The sequence below is a fragment of the Paenarthrobacter sp. 10L420 genome, assembly GCF_056395385.1.
This window is the reverse complement of the sequence record NZ_JBFTJK010000001.1, coordinates 1,008,904-1,027,885: the sequence shown is the minus strand read 5'-3', so window position 1 is coordinate 1,027,885 and position 18,982 is coordinate 1,008,904. Positions and strand designations below refer to the sequence as shown.

The following is an 18,982-nucleotide window of genomic DNA, read 5'->3' as shown; positions in this document are numbered from 1 at the left end:
CTCCCACATCAAACCTGCCCAATGAGAAATGCTCTCTCACTTCCTTCTCCTGAACGGGAGGATGTGAGAGAGCATTTCTGCTTTAAGGCTGCTATGTGAGAGAGCGAATGGTGCCTACGCTTCCGCTGGTTCCTCGTAGCGCGGGAAGATCGGGGCCGGAGCCGGAAGTTCAGTTCCCGGGACGATCGGCGTGGCGATGGCAGCAAACTGCCTGGCATCGCCTTCGGGCTGTCCGAGCACCTCAAGGAGCTTGGCGGACGAGGAAGGCATCACCGGCTGGGCGAGGATCGCCACGATGCGGACAACTTCCAAGGTGACGTACAGCACGGTATTCATCCGCTCGACGTCGGTCTTCCGCAGCACCCACGGGGCCTGATCGGCGAAGTAGGCGTTGGTGTCGCCCAGCACCGTCCAGATAGCTTCCAGAGCGCGGCTGAACTCCTGCTTGTCAAAAGCGCCCCGGGCGGTAGCCAGCAATTCTCCGGCCTTGGCGAGCAAGGCGTGGTCCTCGGCCGTGAACTCTCCGGGGACGGGAACCTTGCCTTCACAGTTCTTCGCGACCATGGACAATGAACGCTGGGCAAGATTGCCGAAGTTGTTGGCCAGGTCCGAGTTCATGCGGCCCACGATTGCCTCATGGTTGTAGCTGCCATCGGCGCCAAACGGGACTTCCCGGAGGAAGAAGAAGCGGCACTGGTCCAGCCCGTACTGCGCCACAAAGTCCTGCGGCGCGACAACATTGCCCAGGGACTTGGACATCTTCACGCCGTTGTTGGTCAGGAAGCCGTGGATCATGACGCGCTTGGGCAATGCCAGGCCTGCGCTCATGAGGAAGGCCGGCCAGTAGATCGCATGGAAGCGGGAAATGTCCTTGCCGATGACATGGACATCGGCTGGCCAGAATTTCCTGAAGGACTCGGACTCGACGTCCGGGTATCCGGCACCGGTGAGGTAGTTCGTCAAGGCATCCACCCAGACGTACATGACGTGCTTCTCATCGCCCGGGACAGGGACACCCCAGTCGAAGGTGGTGCGGCTGATGGAGAGATCCTCAAGCCCACGCTTCACAAAGCTGATGACCTCGTTGAACCTGGACTGCGGCGCACCAAACTCAGGCTGAGCCTCATAGAGGGCCAGGAGTTTCTCCTGGTAAGCGGACAAGCGGAAGAAGTAACTCTCCTCAGCTGTCCAGGTGACCAGGGTGTCCGTCTCCTTGGAGTAGCGCAGGCCATCTTCCTTGACGACGGTATCGTCCTCAACGTAATACGCTTCGTCGCGGACCGAGTACCAGCCCTCGTACTTTGACAAGTAGATGTCGCCGTTCGCTTCCATCTTCTTCCAGATGGCTTGCGACGCCGTGTAGTGGTCCGCGTCCGTGGTACGGATGAAGCGGTCATGGGAGATGCCCAGGTCCTGGCTCATCTGCTTGAAGGCCGCCGAGTTGCGATCGGCGAGCTGCTTGGCCGTAATGCCTTCCTTCTCGGCCGACTGCTGCATCTTGAGCCCGTGCTCATCCGTGCCGGTCATGAAGAACACCTCATGGCCGTCGAGGCGCTTGAACCGCGCCATGGCATCAGTCGCGATGACCTCGTAGGCGTGTCCGATGTGCGGCACGCCATTGGGGTAGCTGATAGCCGTGGTGATGTAGAACGGGGATTTCTCTGCAGACGTCACTCTAAGAAGTTACCTTTTTTTCGGATGGAATGACTGAACCGGCCGCAAATGACGGCCGGTCCGGTCTGTGCCGGATATCCCGGCAAAGGAGCAGTCTTGCGGACTAGTTCAGTTCGGTCAGCGTATCGCTGAGCCGGACCAGTTCGTGGTCGTGTGAAGCCACGAGCACGGCGATGCCATCGTTCGTTGTGTCCTTCAGGATGCCAATGATGCGGTTGGCTGCAGCACGGTCCAGGCTGGCGGTGGGCTCATCCACCACCAGCACGCGGGTACCCAGGATCAGGGCCCTGGCGATGGCCACGCGCTGCCGTTCACCGCCGGAAAGCTGGGCGGGACGGTGCCGCATGCGGCGTCCGAGGCCCACCAGGTCCAGGAGGTCCTTGGCCATCTCCGTACGCTGTTCCACTTCTCCATCCGGCACGGCGGGAAGCAGCACGTTCTCGAGGGCGCTCATGCCGTCGATCAAGGCGCCGCCCTGATCGACATAGCCAATCAAGGCACGACGCCGGTCAGCGATCTCGTCGTCGCCCATGGACGCCAAGGACTGGCCTTCCCAAAACACGGTGCCCGACGTCGGCAGGGTCAGCCCTGCGCTGACGGTCAGGATACTGGTCTTGCCCGAGCCGCTTCGGCCGGCGATGCAGTGCATCTCGCCTGCGTGCAGGGTGAGGTTGAAGTCATCCACGACGTCGACTTCCTCGGCGCCGCCCTTGTCTCCGCCGTAGTGGATGGTGACACGGCTGAGCTCCAAGGGTGTGGCGTGGTCGGATGCCCGGACGATGGTGTTGGCACGTGTCTGCAGCGACTCGTCCGTGGATTCCGGGGTCGCCGTCAGCTCGGGGTTGAGGTTGTCAGTCATTTGACTACTTTCGTTGCAATCGGAATCCAGCAAATTACGGCCAGCAGCCCGGCCAGTCCGGCCCAGAGTGCTGCGTACGGAGCAAGGAGCAGCCCCAGTCCAAGGGCACCAAGGACGCCCAAGGGAAGCGCCACAGTGCCGACAAGTGCGTTTTCAAAGAAGCGGACCTGGCCCAGCATGTCCGGGTTCCAGCCCATGGCACGCAAAGTGCCCAGGTACTCGCGCTTGGCGTGGAGCTCGAACCGCCCGGTCACGAGTGTGAGCAGCAGACCCACAACTACGCCGAACACAGCGAGGATCACGCTTGGCAAGGCGATGCTCGCGGCGGCCAGCCCACTCAAGGCACTGGCTCCTGCTGCCCGGGGGATGTCGATCAACAGTGCGATCAAGGCGCCGACTGCGGCACCGAAGACGCCTACGGCCACGGCCAGCGAAACAGAGTTGAACCGGTTGGTAGTGAGCTGCCTGTTGGCGAACGTCAGGGGCGAATCAACAGTGACGAGGCGTTCATCATGCTGGGGTTCCTGGTCTACCTCCACGCGGTGACGCAGTTGCTGGGCAGCCAGCAACGCAGCGCCCACGTAGATGATGAGCATGGTCACTGAGACGATCACAGTGGCAAGGTTCCAACTGAGCAGGCTCAAGATGATCCCTGCCGCAGCCAGGGCAGCCGCGCCCACGGCGAACTCTTCGAGCACCCAGGACCTGACGCGCTTCTGCGTCCAGCCCATTGCCCTCAGGATGCCTGCTTCGCTCCGGCGCTGCCGGATGTAGCTGACGGTCGAGGCACCAGTCAGGAGCGTGGCGCCAAGAAGCGTCAGGAAGAGGAGGGTGATGTTGGTGCCTGTCAGCGAACCCGAAACGGCGTCAGCCGCGTCCTGCCGAACCCAGGACTGCTTGACTGTGCCCAGCGGAGATTCCTTGCCGGCGTCGTCCTTGCTGTACCCAGGGACGAAGATGTTGGCGTCTTCGCGGGCGGAACCCGCCACGACGGTCGCTTCAAGGCCCAGTTCACGGATCTGGGCGGCCAGCTTTTCAACGTCCGGCTGGGCCTGCTTCCACGTTCCGGTGGCGTTGGCGCGGACACGAATGGCATCGATGACGTCGGCATTGGTGTCATAGCCACGGGCTGCGGCCAGGCCGTAGTAGTCAGTGATGGCGCCGGCGGACTGGCTGACCAGACCTGTGGCGCTCAGTGATGGCTTCAGGACAGTGCCATTGGCGTCCTTGCCCTCGGCGTCCTTGCTCAGTGTCAACGGAGCTGGGTCATAGCCACCCAACGGGAGCTTGTTGACGTCACCGGCCGCGGCCTGAACGTCTGCCGGGTTAAACGTGCCGTACACCATCGGCATGGGAGTCGCGGGCTTTTTTCCGGTTTCCAGGTCTTCACGGTAGGAGCGCTCGTCCACAGGCTTGCGCTGGGTCTGGTCCACGGCTGCGCCGAAGGACGACTTTTCCGGAAGCCGGTTGACTGTCACCCAATCCCCCGGCGTTGCCGTCTTGTCCGAAGCACCATTGGAGGCTTCGTCGCCCTCCTTGTACTTCGGGGCTGCAGCAAAAGCTGTACTCCAGGTCGCCGGGTTGTAGAGCCCTTGGCTGAAGGAGGCAGTACTGCCCAGGAGTTGGCTGTGATCCGTGGAACCCGGCCATTCAAGGGCAAACGGGGCCTTGGAAACGAACGGCAGGTAGTCCTTGTCCAGGGACCGCGTTGCAGTACCGACATCCTTGACTACTTTGCCGTTGTTGTCGATTTCCTCGATCTTGACCGAGTACTTCAAATCCAGCGACGTTCCCGAGCGGACAATCAGCGGAATGGCCTGGGAGTCATCGGTCAGCAGTCCGTCACGCTTTGCCTGCTGGTACTGCGTCATCAAGGGAGCCCAGTACTTCAGCTTCACACCGAGGAAATCAGGTCCTTCTTCAAGCTGGTTCATGCTGAGGCCGCTGGTGAAGAGGCTTTCGAAATGCCGGCCAATAGCGCCTGCATTGCGGGCGTCCGCTGGCGGAGCCTTCTCCAAGGGTGCAAGGAAATCACCTGCGGAGCCCAAGAGCGCCCGCTCGGAGGCAGGATCGACGGCGACGACGGATTCCGTCACCTCCGGCGCCAGTGGAAGCGCCACCGAAAGATTGAAGAGGTTGTGCTCCGATCCGAGTGCTGGAGCCGGGAACTTTATCCCGGTCTCGCCGTCCGGACCTGCAATCCGGACGTTCGAACCACCAGCAGCTTGTTCCTGGATCAAACGGCCCTTGCCCAGGGTGCCTTCGGCGCTGGTCTTGAAAAGGGTCTGCTGGTTGACGCCATCTGAGCTTGTGGCGGAGGCCGTCAGCCGGTACTTCTTGGGCGTGTCGGACAAAACAGATTCAGCTGCGGGCCACTTGCTGGAGTCCATGGCCGAGGGGTCACCTGCAGTTATTCCACCGGCAAGGCCTGCGTTGTACCCAAGGTAGTCCATGGCATTGAGGCGCGGAGCCTCGAGGTTCTGAGAAACCCGCGAAACAAGGCTGATGGGGGCAGCGACAGCAGTCTGGCCCATGGTGCGGATTTTCTCCAGCTGCTCAAAGCTGATGCCGCCCTGCCCATTGGCAATTTCCGGCTGGATCAGTGCGCCGCCGTCCCCGTCCTGTGAGGGGTCCGGCTTCGCCTGGACCAGGATGTCGTAGAGTCCCCGCGAGTTCTCATCCACAGTCCTGTTCAGAGCGGCCTGTGACTGGCTCTGGACTAGGACGGACAAGCACATCGCGACGATCAAAATGGCCGCGGTCAGCAGCAGCACACGGCTTCTGATGAACCTTTGGACGGCGTTCATTGGGCTCCCTGAGACCTTGATTGCGGGCGCGCACACATGCTCCGCGAATCCTTGAAAAACACAAAGGAATCCCGGGCTCTATGTGCAAAAAGTAGTGGCCGGCCTGCTGCCGGGTCCGAATCCCGGACCAAGCCATTGTAAGCAGACCGGCCACCGTTGCGTGTCAGTGGTGTGTCTCCGGCACGCGAACTTGGCTGATGAGGAGCAGTCCTAGTCCTCCAGGTCCACCTCGCGGACCATGTCCGCGCCAATGCCCGCCTTGATGGCTTCCAGTACCTGCTGCGGAACAGAACTGTCGATTGTCAGGAGCGCAAGCACCTGGCCCCCCTCGGTCTGGCGTGCAACCTGCATGCCGCCGATGTTGATGTTGTTCATGCCCAGGATGTGGCCGATGGTGCCAATGACACCGGGACGGTCCGCGTAGGCCACCACCACCAGGTGCTCACTGATGGGGATTTCCACGTCATAGCCGTTGACGCCGACGAGCTTCTCCACCTGCTTGGGTCCGGTCAGGGTACCGGCAACGGAGATCTGGGAACCGTCGCTGAGCGCACCACGGATCGTGAGGACGTTGCGGTAGTCCTCGGCGTCCGGGGTGGTGATCAGGCGGGTATTGATACCGCGCTGCTCTGCGATGACGGGGGCGTTGACGTAGGAGACCTGCTCCGTGACGACATCGGCGAAGACGCCCTTCAAGGCAGCGAGCTCAAGCACCTTGACGTCCAGCGCGGCAATCTCGCCGGCAACCTCGACGTCGATCTGGGTCAGCGACGCATGGGTCAGCGCCGTGAAGATCCGGCCGAGCTTTTCGATCAGCGGGATGCCCGGTCGGATGTCCGGAGCGATCACACCGCCTGCAACGTTCACAGCATCCGGCACGAGCTCACCGGCAAGGGCAAGGCGTACGGACTTGGCCACCGAGACACCAGCCTTTTCCTGGGCCTCGTCCGTGGATGCGCCGAGGTGCGGGGTGACTACCACGTTGTCCAGTTCGAAGAAAGGCAGATCCGTGCTGGGTTCCTTGACGAAGACATCCACGCCGGCACCGGCAATCTGGCCTTCCTTCAGGGCGATGTAGAGGGCTTCCTCATCAACCAGGCCGCCACGGGCAACGTTGATGACGTAGGCCGTTTCCTTCATCTTGCGGAAGGCGTCGGCGCCAAGCATGCCCACAGTCTCGGGCGTCTTGGGCATGTGGATAGTGATGAAGTCGGAGTTTTCCAGGAGTTCATCCAAGGTGACCAGCTTGACCCCGAGCTGTGCGGCACGAGCGGCCGTGATGTAGGGGTCGTACGCCAGGATCTCGGTTTCGAACCCCTGCAGGCGGGCTGCCACGAGGGCGCCGATACGGCCCAGGCCGATGATGCCGATCTTCTTCTCGAAGAGTTCGATGCCGGTGTACTTGGAACGCTTCCATTCACCGTTCTTCAGCGCGGAGCTCGCCTGGGGAATGTGGCGGGCGAGGCTCAGGATGTGGCCTACCGTCAACTCGGCTGCTGAAACGATGTTGGACGTCGGTGCGTTGACCACCATGACACCGGCCTGCGTCGCGGACTTGATGTCCACGTTGTCCAGTCCCACCCCGGCACGGGCGATGACCTTAAGGTTCTTCGCAGCGGCAATGGCCTCGGCATCAACCTGGGTGGCAGAGCGAACCAGGATTGCGTCGACGTCGGCGATGGCGGACAGCAGCTGGGAACGGTCGGCGCCGTCGATTTGGCGGATTTCAAAGTCCGGGCCCAATGCCTCGACGGTGGCGGGTGAAAGTTCCTCAGCGAGGAGGACGACGGGTTTGGTGGCTGACACGGGGTGGCACCTTACTTTGGACAACTTTGGGACAGTACTGGACAAGGAGCGGATGCGGGGGCCGGACACGACGCCGGACCAGCCCAGAATATCGAACCTGGGCAAGGATTCCGGTGCCGGTGAACGATGTTACGGCCCCGTTGAGGTTGTTGTGAAGAAATTCACAGGACGCTGTGTTGGGAGGAGCGGCTGCGAAACAGCGACGCCCGCCCGGCTTTGTTTGCCGGACGGGCGTCGGTTCAGTGCCCAGGGCACTGGGCAAAAGGTCAGCGGGCTGCGGAGCCTTCGACGTAGTCCTGGTCCTGCTGCTGCCAGGAGAACAAGGAACGCAGTTCGCGACCAACCTCTTCGATCGGGTGCTGCTCTGCCTTGGCACGCAGTTCCTTGAACTCGACGGCGCCGTTGTCCTGGTCCTCGATGAAGCGCTTGGCGAAGGCACCACTCTGGATGTCCGCGAGGACAGCCTTCATGTTTTCCTTCACCTCGGGAGTGATGACGCGGGGGCCGGAAACGTAGTCGCCGTACTCTGCGGTGTCGGAGACGCTCCAGCGCTGCTTGGCGATGCCACCTTCCCACATGAGGTCAACGATGAGCTTGAGCTCGTGAAGGACCTCGAAGTAGGCGATCTGCGGCTGGTAGCCGGCTTCGGTGAGGGTTTCGAAGCCGTACTGGACCAGCTGGGAAACGCCGCCACAAAGGACGGACTGCTCGCCGAAGAGGTCCGTTTCGGTCTCTTCGGTGAAGGTGGTCTTGATGACACCGGCGCGCGTGCCACCGATGGCCTTGGCGTAGGACTTAGCCAACTCCCAAGCGGAACCGGATGCGTCCTGCTCAACAGCGATGATGTCCGGGATGCCTCGGCCGGCTTCGAATTCGCGGCGCACGGTGTGGCCCGGAGCCTTCGGAGCGATCAGGATGACGTCGACGCCTGCGGGCGGCTCGATGTAGCCGAAGCGGATGTTGAAGCCGTGGGCGAAGGCGAGTGCCTTGCCTTCGGTCAGCTTGTCCTTGATGGAGTCGTTGTAGATCGCGCGCTGGTGCTGGTCCGGCGCAAGGATCATGATGACGTCGGCCCATTCAGCGGCGTCGGCAACGTTCTTGACCGTGAAGCCTGCGTCCTCTGCCTTGGCGGTCGACTTCGACCCTTCCTTCAGCGCGATAACAACCTCGACGCCGGAATCGCGCAGGTTCAGTGCGTGCGCGTGGCCCTGGGAACCGTAGCCGACGATGGCAACCTTGCGGCCCTGGATGATCGACAGGTCTGCGTCGTCGTCGTAGAACATTTCAGTCACTTGCGTAACTCCTCTTGAGTGGTTTCTGGATATTGATGTGGTGCTGCGGTACTGGACGCAACGCTCGGCATGGCATGCTAACGCAGGCCTTGCCTGTTTCCTACGCGGAGCGGAGCGCCCTGTCACTCATGGAGCGGGATCCCCGTCCAACGGCCAGGGTGCCGGACTGCACGATTTCACGGATGCCGAATGGCTCGAGCACTGAGAGCAGTGCAGCGAGCTTCTCGGGGGTACCGGTTGCCTCGATCACCAACGAGTCTGTAGACACGTCGACGACGGCGGCACGGAACAGGTCTGCAGCTTGGGTTACCTGCAGGCGTGTCGCGGCATCCGCACGTACCTTGACCAGGATGTGGTCGCGTTGTACGGAAGATTCGGAAGTCAGTTCAACGATCTTGATCACGTTGATCAACTTGTTGAGCTGCTTGGTGACCTGCTCGATGAGGTCGCCGTCGGCATCGACGACGACCGTCATGCGGGACATGCCGGGAACTTCAGTGGGTCCCACAGCCAGTGAGTTGATGTTGAACGCGCGCCGGGCGAAGAGGCTGGCTACGCGGGTCAGCACGCCGGGCTTGTCTTCGACCAGAACGGACAGTGTGTGGCGGCTCATGCCTAGTCCTCCTCTTCCCATTCCGGGGTCATATTGCGGGCAACCTGAATCTGGTCATTGCTGACACCTGCGGGGACCATCGGCCACACCATCGAGTTGGGGCTGACGACGAAGTCGATCACGACAGGACGGTCATTGATTTCCAGTGCCTTTTGGATGGTGGCATCGATGTCTTCGTCCCGCTCACAACGCAGTGCAGCACAACCATACGCATCTGCAAGCTTGACGAAGTCCGGAATGCGGACGGTGTCGTGGCCGGTGTTCAGATCGGTGTTCGAGTAGCGGCCTTCGTAGAACAGTGTCTGCCATTGGCGGACCATGCCCAGCGAGGAATTGTTGATGATGGCGACCTTGATCGGGATGTTGTTGATGGCGCAGGTGGCCAGTTCCTGATTGGTCATCTGGAAGCAGCCGTCACCGTCAATGGCCCAGACCACGCGGTCCGGCTCACCAACCTTGGCACCCATTGCTGCCGGAACCGAGTATCCCATGGTTCCGGCTCCACCGGAGTTCAGCCAGGCGTGGGGACGCTCATACTTGATGAATTGCGCAGCCCACATCTGGTGCTGGCCAACGCCGGCCACATAGATACCTTCCGGACCTGTGAGCTCGCCGATGCGCTTGATCACGCGCTGCGGGGCCGTTAGTCCATCCTCGGGCTCAGTCCAACCCAAGGGGTAGGTGTCGCGCAGATTGCCCAGGAACGCCCACCATGAGTCCAGATCCGGTGCGCCGCTGAGCTCGAACTGCGTCTTCACGGCCTCGGTCAGTTCCGGGATGATCTCCTTCACGGAACCGACAATCGGGACATCGGCCGTCCGGTTCTTGGAGATCTCCGCCGGATCGATGTCCGCGTGGATCACCTTGGCAAAAGGAGCGAAGGTCTTCAACACACCGGTGACGCGGTCATCGAACCTGGCGCCGAGGGTGATGAGGAGGTCTGCCTGCTGCAGGGCGGTAACCGCAGATACCGAACCGTGCATGCCCGGCATTCCAACGTGGAGGGGATGCGAGTCCGGGAACGCGCCGCGGGCCATCAGCGTAGTGACTACCGGCGCTCCGGTTGCCAGGGCCAATTCCATGAGTTCGGCAGAGGCATGTCCCTTGACCACACCGCCACCCACATAGAGAACGGGCTTGCGGGAGGCTGCGATCAGCTTGGCAGCTTCACGGACCTGCTTGCTGTGGCCACGGACCACAGGACGGTAGCCTGGCAAGTCAACCTTCGGCGGCCACGAGAAGGTCATCTGGCCTACCTGGGCATCCTTGGCAATATCTACCAGGACGGGTCCCGGGCGGCCGGTAGAAGCAAGGTGGAAGGCTTCGGCCATGACATGCGGGATGTCGTTGGGATCGGTTACCAGGAAGGAGTGCTTGGTGATGGGCATGGTGATGCCCACGATGTCCGCTTCCTGGAACGCGTCCGTACCAATGACGCCACTGGCGACCTGGCCGGTAATGGCTACCATCGGCACGGAGTCCATGTGGGCGTCCATGATGGCGGTAACGAGGTTGGTGGCACCGGGTCCCGAGGTGGCGATGCAAACGCCAACCCGTCCGGTAACCATGGCGTAGCCTTGCGCGGCGTGGCCGGCTCCCTGTTCGTGACGGACCAGGATGTGATTCATGCTGGAGGCCATCAAGGGGTCGTAGGTGGGCAGGATCGCGCCACCGGGCAAACCGAAAATATCGTCCACGCCGAGTTCTTCGAGCGAACGGACAATTGCTTGCGAGCCGGTCATCACCGTTGGGGGTACAACGTTGTTCGGCCCAAGTACAGGAGAGAGAGGTGCAGCAGTGTCGACGACGACGGCCTCAGCCGTTCGGTCGACCTTTTCCGGAGCCTTTGGGACTCCAGCGGACTTTGCAGCCATCAGCGAGGGGCTGATCGGCGATCCTTTGCTCATCGGACTCTTCCTTAGTGGATCTTCAGTTGATGGGTCTTGCTTCGGGGAATAAAAAAACCCCTCAGCCTTGCGGCTTTTCGAGGGGTTGCGCGTGACAGTTCGTTACCAGTCGGGCTAAGCCACGCGCTTGGTAAGTACGACGACGCCGACGGTAACGAATGAGATCATGCGTTCAGTGTTCCCTCTAAGTGAGATACGTGTCAATTGACCACCATCGTATCTCACCATATGGACAGGGCTGTCCGCCTGCCGGACTCCCCTGCCAAGGCCGGGGAGTCCGGGGTCCGGCATCAGCCGCAGTAAGCGCCGGTCGAGGCGCTGTGGACCAGCTTTGCGTACTTGGCCAAAACACCCTTGGTGAACTTCGCTGGAAGGGGCTCCCAGCCAACCTTGCGGGCTTCAAGCTCAGCTTCGTCCACCAGGAGGTCGAATGAACGTGCTCCAATGTCCACACGGATGCGGTCACCGTCCTGGACGAAGGCGATGGGACCGCCGTCGACCGCTTCAGGCGCAACGTGGCCGATGCACAAACCGGTGGTCCCGCCGGAGAAGCGGCCATCGGTCAGCAGCAGCACATCCTTGCCCAGTCCAGCGCCCTTGATGGCACCGGTGATCGCAAGCATTTCGCGCATGCCGGGACCACCCTTGGGTCCTTCATAGCGGATGACCACAACGTCGCCCTTGTGGATCTCGCCATTGTCCAGTGCGTTGAGGGCCTCTTGCTCGCGCTCAAAGACGCGGGCTGTGCCCTCAAAGACGTCGGCGTCGAAGCCGGCGCTCTTCACCACGGCCCCTTCCGGAGCCATGGTGCCGTGGAGGATGGTGATACCACCGGTCTTGTGGATGGGGTTGTCCAGTGCCCGAAGGATCTTTCCGTCAAGGTCCGGCGGGTTGATCGAGGCAAGGTTCTCGGCAAGCGTCTTGCCGGTGACGGTAAGGCAGTCGCCGTGCAGCAGCCCGGCGTCGAGAAGTGCCTTCATGATGACCGGCACGCCGCCAATCTTGTCCACATCAGTCATGACGTAGCGACCGAAGGGCTTCAGGTCACCGAGGTGCGGGATTTTGTCGCCAATGCGGTTGAAATCGTCCAACGTCAGTTCCACCTCGGCTTCGCGGGCAATGGCTAGCAAGTGCAGGACTGCGTTGGTGGATCCGCCGAACGCCATGGTGACCGCGATGGCATTTTCGAACGCCTTCTTGGTCATGATGTCGCGGGCGGTGATTCCGAGGCGAAGCAGGTTCACCACAGCTTCGCCGGACTTGCGTGCAAAGTCATCACGACGGCGGTCTGCCGAGGGCGGAGCGGCCGAACCCGGGAGGGACATTCCCAGCGCCTCACCGATGCATGCCATCGTGTTGGCCGTGTACATACCGCCACAGGCACCTTCGCCCGGGCAAATTGCCTTTTCGATACGAGTGAGGTCCTCCATGCTCATCTTGCCTGCGGCACAGGCGCCGACGGCTTCGAAGGCATCAATAAGCGTGACTTCCTTCTCCGAGCCGTCCTCGAGCTTGACCCAACCGGGCATGATCGATCCGGCGTAGAGGAATACCGAGGCGAGGTCCAGCCGGGCCGCAGCCATCAGCATGCCGGGGAGGGACTTGTCGCACCCGGCAAGGAGCACCGAGCCATCAATGCGCTCGGCCTGCATCACCGTTTCCACGGAATCGGCTATGACCTCGCGGGAAACGAGCGAGAAGTGCATGCCCTCGTGGCCCATGGAAATACCATCCGAGACGGAGATGGTGCCGAACTGCATAGGGAATCCACCACCGGCGTGGACACCTTCCTTGGCGCCCTGCGCAAGACGATTGAGGGACAGGTTGCAGGGGGTAATTTCATTCCACGAACTGGCGACACCAATTTGTGGTTTGGCGAAGTCGTCATCCCCCATCCCCACCGCACGGAACATGCCACGCGCGGGCGCGGCGTGAATTCCGTCGGTTACGACCCTGCTGCGGGGCTTGATGTCCGGTTTGGTATCTGTCGCAATTTGGGTGGCGTCGCTCATGGTCCAAAGTCTATGTGTCCACGGCAGCGGCCCACGACGTAATCCTCCCGGGTTAAGCACGAAGGTAAGAATATTTCCTCGTCAGCGCGGAAAATCTGAGCCCCTTTTCATGGGATCACCAACTCCATCACAACCCAGGCTGGACGGCCCCTAAACGCTGGACACCCCATTAGCAGCCACGTAACGTCGGAAATACCACTAACTGCACCCTGTGAGCAGAAGGGCCTCACCATGGACTGGTTGATTTGGGTCATTGTTATTGTGCTGATCGTCGCGATTGTTTGGTGGCTCCTGAGCCGCAACAACGCCAGGAATTCCTCAACTGGACCTTTGGGCACTGCCCCTGGCACCGGGACTCCCGGACGGACAGGCACTGCCGCACCAGCTGCCATGGAACCCAGCGACACGATGTCGATGCCCGATACAGCCGCGGCGGTGGCTGGCGTAGCGGGCCTGGCTGGGGTTACGAATATGGGGAAGGCAGCGGCTGAGGGCAGCGGCCCCGTCGAATCCAGCATGGAATCACGCGTCGAAACCGAAGCTCAGGCTGGACCGCCGGTGGACGAACCTGTGATTGAAACGCCGGAGGTCGACGAGCCAGTGGTCGATGAGCCAGTGGTGGACACGGATGCACAGGTCACTGCCGGTGATGTCGATGACTGGGAGGCTGCCGGAACGCCAGCATCTGAACCCCCGGCGGCCGAGCCTGCGATTTCTGAGCCAGCGGCTTCCGGCTCCGGGGACGGAGTGACGGCGGATGACGTGACGCGCGCAGATGATACGCCAAAGGTGGAGGAGTCAGCGGACACCAACGCAGCAGACAAAGCTGAGTGGGAATCCTCGTGGACTGACGCAGGCGGCACTGCGATCCACCATCACGAATACACGGATGCACACTCAGCCACCCTCGCCGGCGCCGAGACCGCGGCTGCTGAAATGGACGACGAAGATTCAATGACACCAACGGGCCATCTCGCGGCTGAACATCCATATGGGGTTGGCTCAGCCAGCGCCGGAGCAGACGGCAGCGGCCCCGAGGGCTACCCGGTGAAGGCCGACGCTTCAACCATGACCTATCACGATGAAGATGCCGCGGGCTATGACGAAGCCACCGCCGATGTGTGGTTTGAATCGGCCGCACATGCGGAAGCGGCCGGGTTCCGCCCTCCCCCAAGGAACAGGCACTAAACGGAACAAGCGATATGGGCAGAGGTGCAGTAAGAGCTGACGGCCGACCCGCCACCGGTTTCTGCGGGTTGATGCCCGCCCGAACTTCGGCCAGGCTTCTGGCCGCTCTTTTACTGGCGGGCCTGTCAGCGGCTTGCACGGGTAGTCCGTCGTCGCCTGGTTCGGCCGCCACGCCTGAGGGCTCCATCAGTTCCAGTGTCCCCGTATCGCCAGGGACGGGCCCTGCATCGGAGTCAGCGCCGCCTGCTGTCCCACGAAAACTGGAGGTACAGCAAAAGGTCGACGCCGGCCTGCAGCTGCCCTGGTCCATCGTCTTCCTGCCGGACGGCACAGCCGTCGTGTCCGAACGCGATTCGGCCCAGGTCAAGAGCATTCGTAACGGCGGGGCCACAACCATTGGCGAGGTTGCCGGCGTCGAACCTGGTGGTGAAGGCGGCCTGCTGGGCCTTGCCTTGTCTCCTGCATTCGCCAGTGACCACTGGCTCTACGCCTATTTCACGTCAGCCACCGACAACCGGATCGCCAGAATGCACTTGTCGGAAGAGCCGGGAGGCGCTTTGAGGCTTGGCGGCCCTGAAGTGGTCTTTTCCGGCATATCAAAGGCTTCTACCCATAACGGTGGCCGGATCCGTTTTGGCCCTGACGGATTCCTGTATGTGGGCACCGGCGATTCGCAGCGCCGGGAACAGCCACAGGATACACACGCCTTGGGTGGAAAGATCCTGCGGCTGACTCCCGAAGGACGCCCTGCTCCGGGCAACCCGTTCGGTGAAAACCCTGTCTATAGCTATGGACACCGGAATGTTCAGGGCTTGGCGTGGGACAACGAAGGAAGGTTGTGGGCCAGCGAGTTTGGTCCGGACGTGGACGACGAACTAAACCTCATTACCCCTGGCGGCAACTATGGTTGGCCCACAGTGACAGGAGCCCCCGGCCGCAGCGGGTTCATCGACGCCAAAGTTGTTTGGCCTTCAACCTCAGACGCATCGCCCAGCGGATTGGAAATTGCCGACGGCGTGGCTTACACCGGAGCCCTTCGCGGCCAACGGCTTTGGGCCATCCCGCTCAACGGCAACAAGGCGGGTTCACCTGTGGCTTACTTCACAGGCGAGTATGGTCGGCTGAGGGATGTCGCCAAGGCTCCCGACGGGACGTTGTGGGTCCTCAGCAACAACAGAAACCCTGATTTTGCGCTGATTTTGAGGCGCTCTTCGTGAACCCAGGACCCTTGGCGCCGCCGATTTCCCTCATCCGCCGAAGTCGTGTAGAGTTACATGTCGTTGCGGAGATCGCCGAGGGAACAAAAGCCCCCGGGTTTGGGTCGAAATCAACAGCTGCACCTCTAGCTCAACTGGCAGAGCAATTGACTCTTAATCAATGGGTTCCGGGTTCGAGTCCCGGGGGGTGCACCAACGAAAGGCCCTGGAGTGATATTCACTCCAGGGCCTTTTTTCGTTGCCTTGTTCCGCTCGAACACTGCTCTTCGTGGAATGCATCACGCCGGGATAATTCTGGTTAGCCGCCGTCAAAAAGTGGTGTAGAGTTATCTGTCGTTGCGGACGTCAATGGAGAATATGACTCCTTCGTATTGACCGAAACAATAGCTGCACCTCTAGCTCAACTGGCAGAGCAATTGACTCTTAATCAATGGGTTCCGGGTTCGAGTCCCGGGGGGTGCACAGAATAGGAAAGGCTCCGGATCGTTGCTACGATCCGGAGCCTTTTCTTATTCAAGCCTGAGGGTTGGCGTCCCCCGCTGGGCGGTCGAGCGCAGGCATTCCGGCAAGTCCCCGGACCACGATCTTGAGTTCGTCGCGCAGCCGGGCGGTGTCGACCTGAACCAGGGCGAGCACGTCCTGCTCAAGCCGCACTGCCTCGGCCAAAGCTGCGGAGCCGGCGTCTGTGAGCGTCACAACGTGACTGCGACGATCCGAGTCGCTGCGCTGACGACTTACGTGCCCGTGCAGCTCAAGCCTTGCAAGAGTAGTGCCCATGGTCTGCGCCTTGACCCTGGCAACTTCAGCCAAAGCAGCCTGTGTAATGGGCCCTTTTGCAGCAAGGACTTCCATGGCGATCACGCCGGCATGCGTCAGTCCGATGTTCTTCAATTTTTCATTCCACGAGATTTCCACGAGTCGCGCAGCCGTTGAAAGCAATCGCGTCGTGGGCCATCTCTCCATATCTGGCATGCCGACAGTATATGCGCGTGGAGGCTGTTGCCGTTGCTTCTGGCCACTAAACTGGGGAGTCGCGAACGTTAGCAAGGAGCAAATTATGGCGGAACGTCTTATTCCCGGTGGCGTAGCCCCGGACTTCACTCTTCAAGACCAAGATGGCAACGACGTCAGTCTTTCGGACTTCCGTGGACGTAAGACGATTGTCTATTTTTATCCGGCAGCATCGACGCCCGGCTGTACCAAAGAGGCTTGTGATTTCCGGGATAGCCTCGCATCCCTGCAGGCTTCGGGTTATGAAGTAGTAGGAGTCTCTCCGGATTCAGTCAAGGCACTCGCCAAGTTTGCGGCGGAAGAACAACTGACGTTTCGCATACTCTCGGACGAAGATCATTCGGTGGCCGAGGCCTATGGCGCCTGGGGCGAGAAAAAGAACTATGGCCGCACGTACATGGGCTTGATCCGTTCCACGATCGTGGTGGACCCGGACGGAAAGGTCCACCTGGCCCAGTACAACGTCAGAGCCACAGGGCACGTCGCCAAGCTTCGCCGCGACCTCAAACTCGACAAGTAGCGGGTACACTGGAGGCCGGAAGAAGGCTCCGGTCAGCCCATAGGGCAGTCCAGTGGCCAGCCAGCGCGAGTGGTGAAATTGGCAGACACGCAGGATTTAGGTTCCTGTGCCTTCGGGCGTGGGGGTTCAAGTCCCCCCTTGCGCACAGCAGTTGGAACAACAGCAGTTGGAGCAACACGGCAGCAACACAGTGGTGAAGAACCACGGATTCTTCAAACACCCCCGGTTCACTGAGCATTTCATTCGGACCGGGGGTGTTTTTCCTCAAGCAGACGGGGACTTTGCCCCGCAACACGCCCGAACCGGCACCGGGGGCGTTCAACTAGACTGGAATGCGGTCTGGCCGAAGCCGGCCACAGCACTTCCGACCGGCTTGAGGGGACAAGAGTGGCAAGCAGCAAGATACGGCGGCTGGGAATACCGTTCACGGCAGTCCTGCTGATTTTGGGACTGGCATCATGTACCGGAACGCCGGGGCCCGCAGCGTCATCATCGGCAAGCAGCACGGCAGCTGCGGAGCCGAAGGCTACCTTCAATTTCGGTACAGCATCCATGCCGCTGGGGCTCGACCCTGCGATGACAGCGGATTCGGAGTCATACCGTGTGACCCGACAGGTCCTTGAGGGACTTGTAGGCGTGGACGGCACCACCGGGCAGACTACCCCGCTGCTCGCCACGGAATGGAAAGACAGCAACAACGGGCTGAGCTACGACTTCAAGCTCCGTGAAAAAGTAACTTTCCATGATGGAACTCCGTTCGATGCCGCCGCCGTTTGCGCCAACTTCAACCGCTGGTTTACGTTTCCCGCCGACCTGAGGAAACAAGCGCCCGGGATCTCTTTCCAAAACGTCTTCAAAGCCTATTCGGACGAGCCAGTGTTTTCGATCTTCAAGGACTGCAAGGTTGTTTCCGCCAGCAACGTCCAGATCAACCTCACCCGACCCTTCACTGGTTTCCTGCAGGCCCTGACGCTGCCCGCCTTTGCGATCTCCTCGCCCACCGCCCTTGAAGGGCAGAAGGCCAACGTCCTGGACAAGGTGCAAAATGGCCAGGCGGTGTCCGCCTACGCCAGCCATCCGGTGGGGACAGGTCCTTACGCATTCACGGCCTGGGACGAACACAAGATCACGTTGGCCAGCTACAAGGGCTACTGGGGCAACAGGGGCCAAATCGGCGTTATCAACTTCATTCCTTACGACCACGCAGAAACGCGCCAGCAAGCGCTCCTTGACGGCAAGATCGACGCCTACGATCTCGTGACGTCCGGAACCTTTGATCAACTTGTCAAAAAGGGTGTCCAGATCATCCAGCGTGACCCGTTCTCGGTGATGTACCTCGGTATGAACCAAGCGGTTGCACCGTTGGACAAGCTGGAGGTCCGCCAGGCCATCGAGATGGCTATTGATAAGGAATCACTGATCCGCAGGTTCTTCATCGACAACACGGCGCAAGCTTCACAATTTGTTCCCCCGAAGCTCAGTGGTTTCAACAACAACGCCCCTTCTTTGGGATACAACCCTGAGAAGGCCAAGGAGCTTCTGGAGAAGGCCGGCTACAAGGGCGAGGAACTGAAGTTCTACTATCCGCTGAACGCCACTCGGGCTTACATGCCCACACCAGAGAAGATCTACGCCGAGATCAGCCGCCAACTGGTTGCCGTAGGAATCAACATCAAGCCGGTTCCCGTGGACTGGGAGGATGGCTATCTTCAAAAGGTGCAGTCCCCTGGCGACCACGCACTGCACCTCCTGGGCTGGAATGGCTCCTATGCCGATGCTGACAACTTCCTGGGCCCGCTTTTCGGAGAGCCCAGGGGCGAGTTCGGATACACGGATTCGGAAGTCTTCCACAAGATCGAGCGAGCCCGCGCCCTGCCCAACGGCGATGACCGCAACACCCAGTACCAGTCCATCAATGCCGAGATAGCGGCGTCGGTACCGGCCGTGCCCATAGCCTTCCCTATCTCTGCGCTGGCCCTGTCCGACAAGGTGGAAAGTTACCCCGCTTCACCTGTCCTCAACGAAGTTTTCACAAACGTCCGCTTAAAGCCTTGACGATTCCCTGCAATTTCAGTA

At 60.9% G+C, this 18,982-nt stretch carries 13 protein-coding genes and 3 tRNA genes; 7 read left to right on the top strand and 9 right to left on the bottom strand.

From position 1 onward, the window contains the following. Positions 1–114 precede the first annotated feature (114 nt). The 8 genes from metG to ilvD all read right to left on the bottom strand — a co-directional run bounded on the left by metG (position 115) and on the right by ilvD (position 12,970). On the bottom strand, positions 115–1,674 hold the full coding sequence (gene metG, locus AC1DD5_RS04885; protein WP_477520692.1) for a methionine--tRNA ligase: 1,560 nt from the start codon (positions 1,672–1,674) through the stop codon (positions 115–117). A gap of 103 nt (positions 1,675–1,777) precedes the next feature. After that, positions 1,778–2,533 carry an ABC transporter ATP-binding protein gene (locus AC1DD5_RS04880; RefSeq protein WP_224090846.1) on the bottom strand — a complete coding sequence of 252 codons (756 nt, stop codon included), beginning with the start codon at positions 2,531–2,533 and terminating at the stop codon, positions 1,778–1,780. Then, positions 2,530–5,340 carry an FtsX-like permease family protein gene (locus tag AC1DD5_RS04875; protein ID WP_477520691.1) on the bottom strand — a complete coding sequence of 937 codons (2,811 nt, stop codon included), beginning with the start codon at positions 5,338–5,340 and terminating at the stop codon, positions 2,530–2,532. Before AC1DD5_RS04875 ends, AC1DD5_RS04880 begins: the two co-directional genes overlap by 4 nt. A 210-nt stretch (positions 5,341–5,550) precedes the next feature. Then, on the bottom strand, positions 5,551–7,146 hold the full coding sequence (gene serA / locus AC1DD5_RS04870; protein ID WP_442003913.1) for a phosphoglycerate dehydrogenase: 1,596 nt from the start codon (positions 7,144–7,146) through the stop codon (positions 5,551–5,553). A 266-nt stretch (positions 7,147–7,412) separates the two neighbouring features. Beyond that, positions 7,413–8,438: a ketol-acid reductoisomerase gene (gene ilvC, locus AC1DD5_RS04865; RefSeq protein ID WP_442017130.1), complete on the bottom strand. Its 1,026-nt coding sequence runs from the start codon at positions 8,436–8,438 to the stop codon at positions 7,413–7,415. Between the two features lie 100 nt (positions 8,439–8,538). Next, complete coding sequence (gene ilvN, locus AC1DD5_RS04860) at positions 8,539–9,051, bottom strand: acetolactate synthase small subunit (RefSeq protein ID WP_216923893.1); 513 nt, start codon at positions 9,049–9,051, stop codon at positions 8,539–8,541. 2 nt (positions 9,052–9,053) lie between these two features. Then, on the bottom strand, positions 9,054–10,958 hold the full coding sequence (locus AC1DD5_RS04855) for an acetolactate synthase large subunit (protein WP_477520690.1): 1,905 nt from the start codon (positions 10,956–10,958) through the stop codon (positions 9,054–9,056). A 290-nt stretch (positions 10,959–11,248) separates the two neighbouring features. Then, positions 11,249–12,970 (bottom strand): dihydroxy-acid dehydratase, encoded by a 1,722-nt coding sequence (gene ilvD / locus AC1DD5_RS04850; protein WP_477520689.1) that lies wholly within the window; start codon positions 12,968–12,970, stop codon positions 11,249–11,251. Between the two features lie 231 nt (positions 12,971–13,201). On the opposite strand from ilvD, the gene AC1DD5_RS04845 reads away from it, so the two are divergent. From AC1DD5_RS04845 to AC1DD5_RS04830, 4 genes are all read left to right on the top strand, one after another. Continuing rightward, positions 13,202–14,158, top strand: a complete 957-nt coding sequence (locus AC1DD5_RS04845) for a sunset domain-containing protein (protein ID WP_477520688.1) — start codon at positions 13,202–13,204, stop codon at positions 14,156–14,158. Between the two features lie 71 nt (positions 14,159–14,229). After that, a complete protein-coding gene (locus tag AC1DD5_RS04840; RefSeq protein WP_477520687.1) occupies positions 14,230–15,375 on the top strand; it encodes a PQQ-dependent sugar dehydrogenase in 1,146 nt (381 codons plus the stop codon). A gap of 119 nt (positions 15,376–15,494) precedes the next feature. After that, positions 15,495–15,570, top strand: a tRNA-Lys gene (locus AC1DD5_RS04835). Between the two features lie 194 nt (positions 15,571–15,764). Beyond that, positions 15,765–15,837 (top strand) — tRNA-Lys (locus AC1DD5_RS04830). Positions 15,838–15,888: 51 nt separating this feature from the next. Here the strand turns inward: AC1DD5_RS04830 and AC1DD5_RS04825 are convergent. Continuing rightward, entirely contained in the window at positions 15,889–16,347 is a 459-nt protein-coding gene (locus AC1DD5_RS04825) for a MarR family winged helix-turn-helix transcriptional regulator (protein WP_477520686.1), read from the bottom strand. 85 nt (positions 16,348–16,432) lie between these two features. On the opposite strand from AC1DD5_RS04825, the gene bcp reads away from it, so the two are divergent. From bcp to AC1DD5_RS04810, 3 genes are all read left to right on the top strand, one after another. Next, positions 16,433–16,906: a thioredoxin-dependent thiol peroxidase gene (gene bcp / locus AC1DD5_RS04820; RefSeq protein ID WP_477520685.1), complete on the top strand. Its 474-nt coding sequence runs from the start codon at positions 16,433–16,435 to the stop codon at positions 16,904–16,906. A 63-nt stretch (positions 16,907–16,969) separates the two neighbouring features. Next, positions 16,970–17,051, top strand: a tRNA-Leu gene (locus AC1DD5_RS04815). 242 nt (positions 17,052–17,293) lie between these two features. Then, on the top strand, positions 17,294–18,961 hold the full coding sequence (locus AC1DD5_RS04810; RefSeq protein WP_477520684.1) for an ABC transporter substrate-binding protein: 1,668 nt from the start codon (positions 17,294–17,296) through the stop codon (positions 18,959–18,961). Positions 18,962–18,982 lie beyond the last annotated feature (21 nt).

What these genes read in the sequence shown, in the direction of transcription:
- AC1DD5_RS04880 (WP_224090846.1), bottom strand. Translation starts at nt 2,533, where the DNA reads ATGACTGACAACCTCAACCCCGAGCTGACGGCGACCCCGGAATCCACG.
- AC1DD5_RS04875 (WP_477520691.1), bottom strand. Translation starts at nt 5,340, where the DNA reads ATGAACGCCGTCCAAAGGTTCATCAGAAGCCGTGTGCTGCTGCTGACC.
- ilvN (WP_216923893.1), bottom strand. Translation starts at nt 9,051, where the DNA reads ATGAGCCGCCACACACTGTCCGTTCTGGTCGAAGACAAGCCCGGCGTG.
- AC1DD5_RS04855 (WP_477520690.1), bottom strand. Translation starts at nt 10,958, where the DNA reads ATGAGCAAAGGATCGCCGATCAGCCCCTCGCTGATGGCTGCAAAGTCC.
- ilvD (WP_477520689.1), bottom strand. Translation starts at nt 12,970, where the DNA reads ATGAGCGACGCCACCCAAATTGCGACAGATACCAAACCGGACATCAAG.
- AC1DD5_RS04845 (WP_477520688.1), top strand. Translation starts at nt 13,202, where the DNA reads ATGGACTGGTTGATTTGGGTCATTGTTATTGTGCTGATCGTCGCGATT.
- AC1DD5_RS04840 (WP_477520687.1), top strand. Translation starts at nt 14,230, where the DNA reads ATGCCCGCCCGAACTTCGGCCAGGCTTCTGGCCGCTCTTTTACTGGCG.
- AC1DD5_RS04825 (WP_477520686.1), bottom strand. Translation starts at nt 16,347, where the DNA reads ATGCCAGATATGGAGAGATGGCCCACGACGCGATTGCTTTCAACGGCT.
- bcp (WP_477520685.1), top strand. Translation starts at nt 16,433, where the DNA reads ATGGCGGAACGTCTTATTCCCGGTGGCGTAGCCCCGGACTTCACTCTT.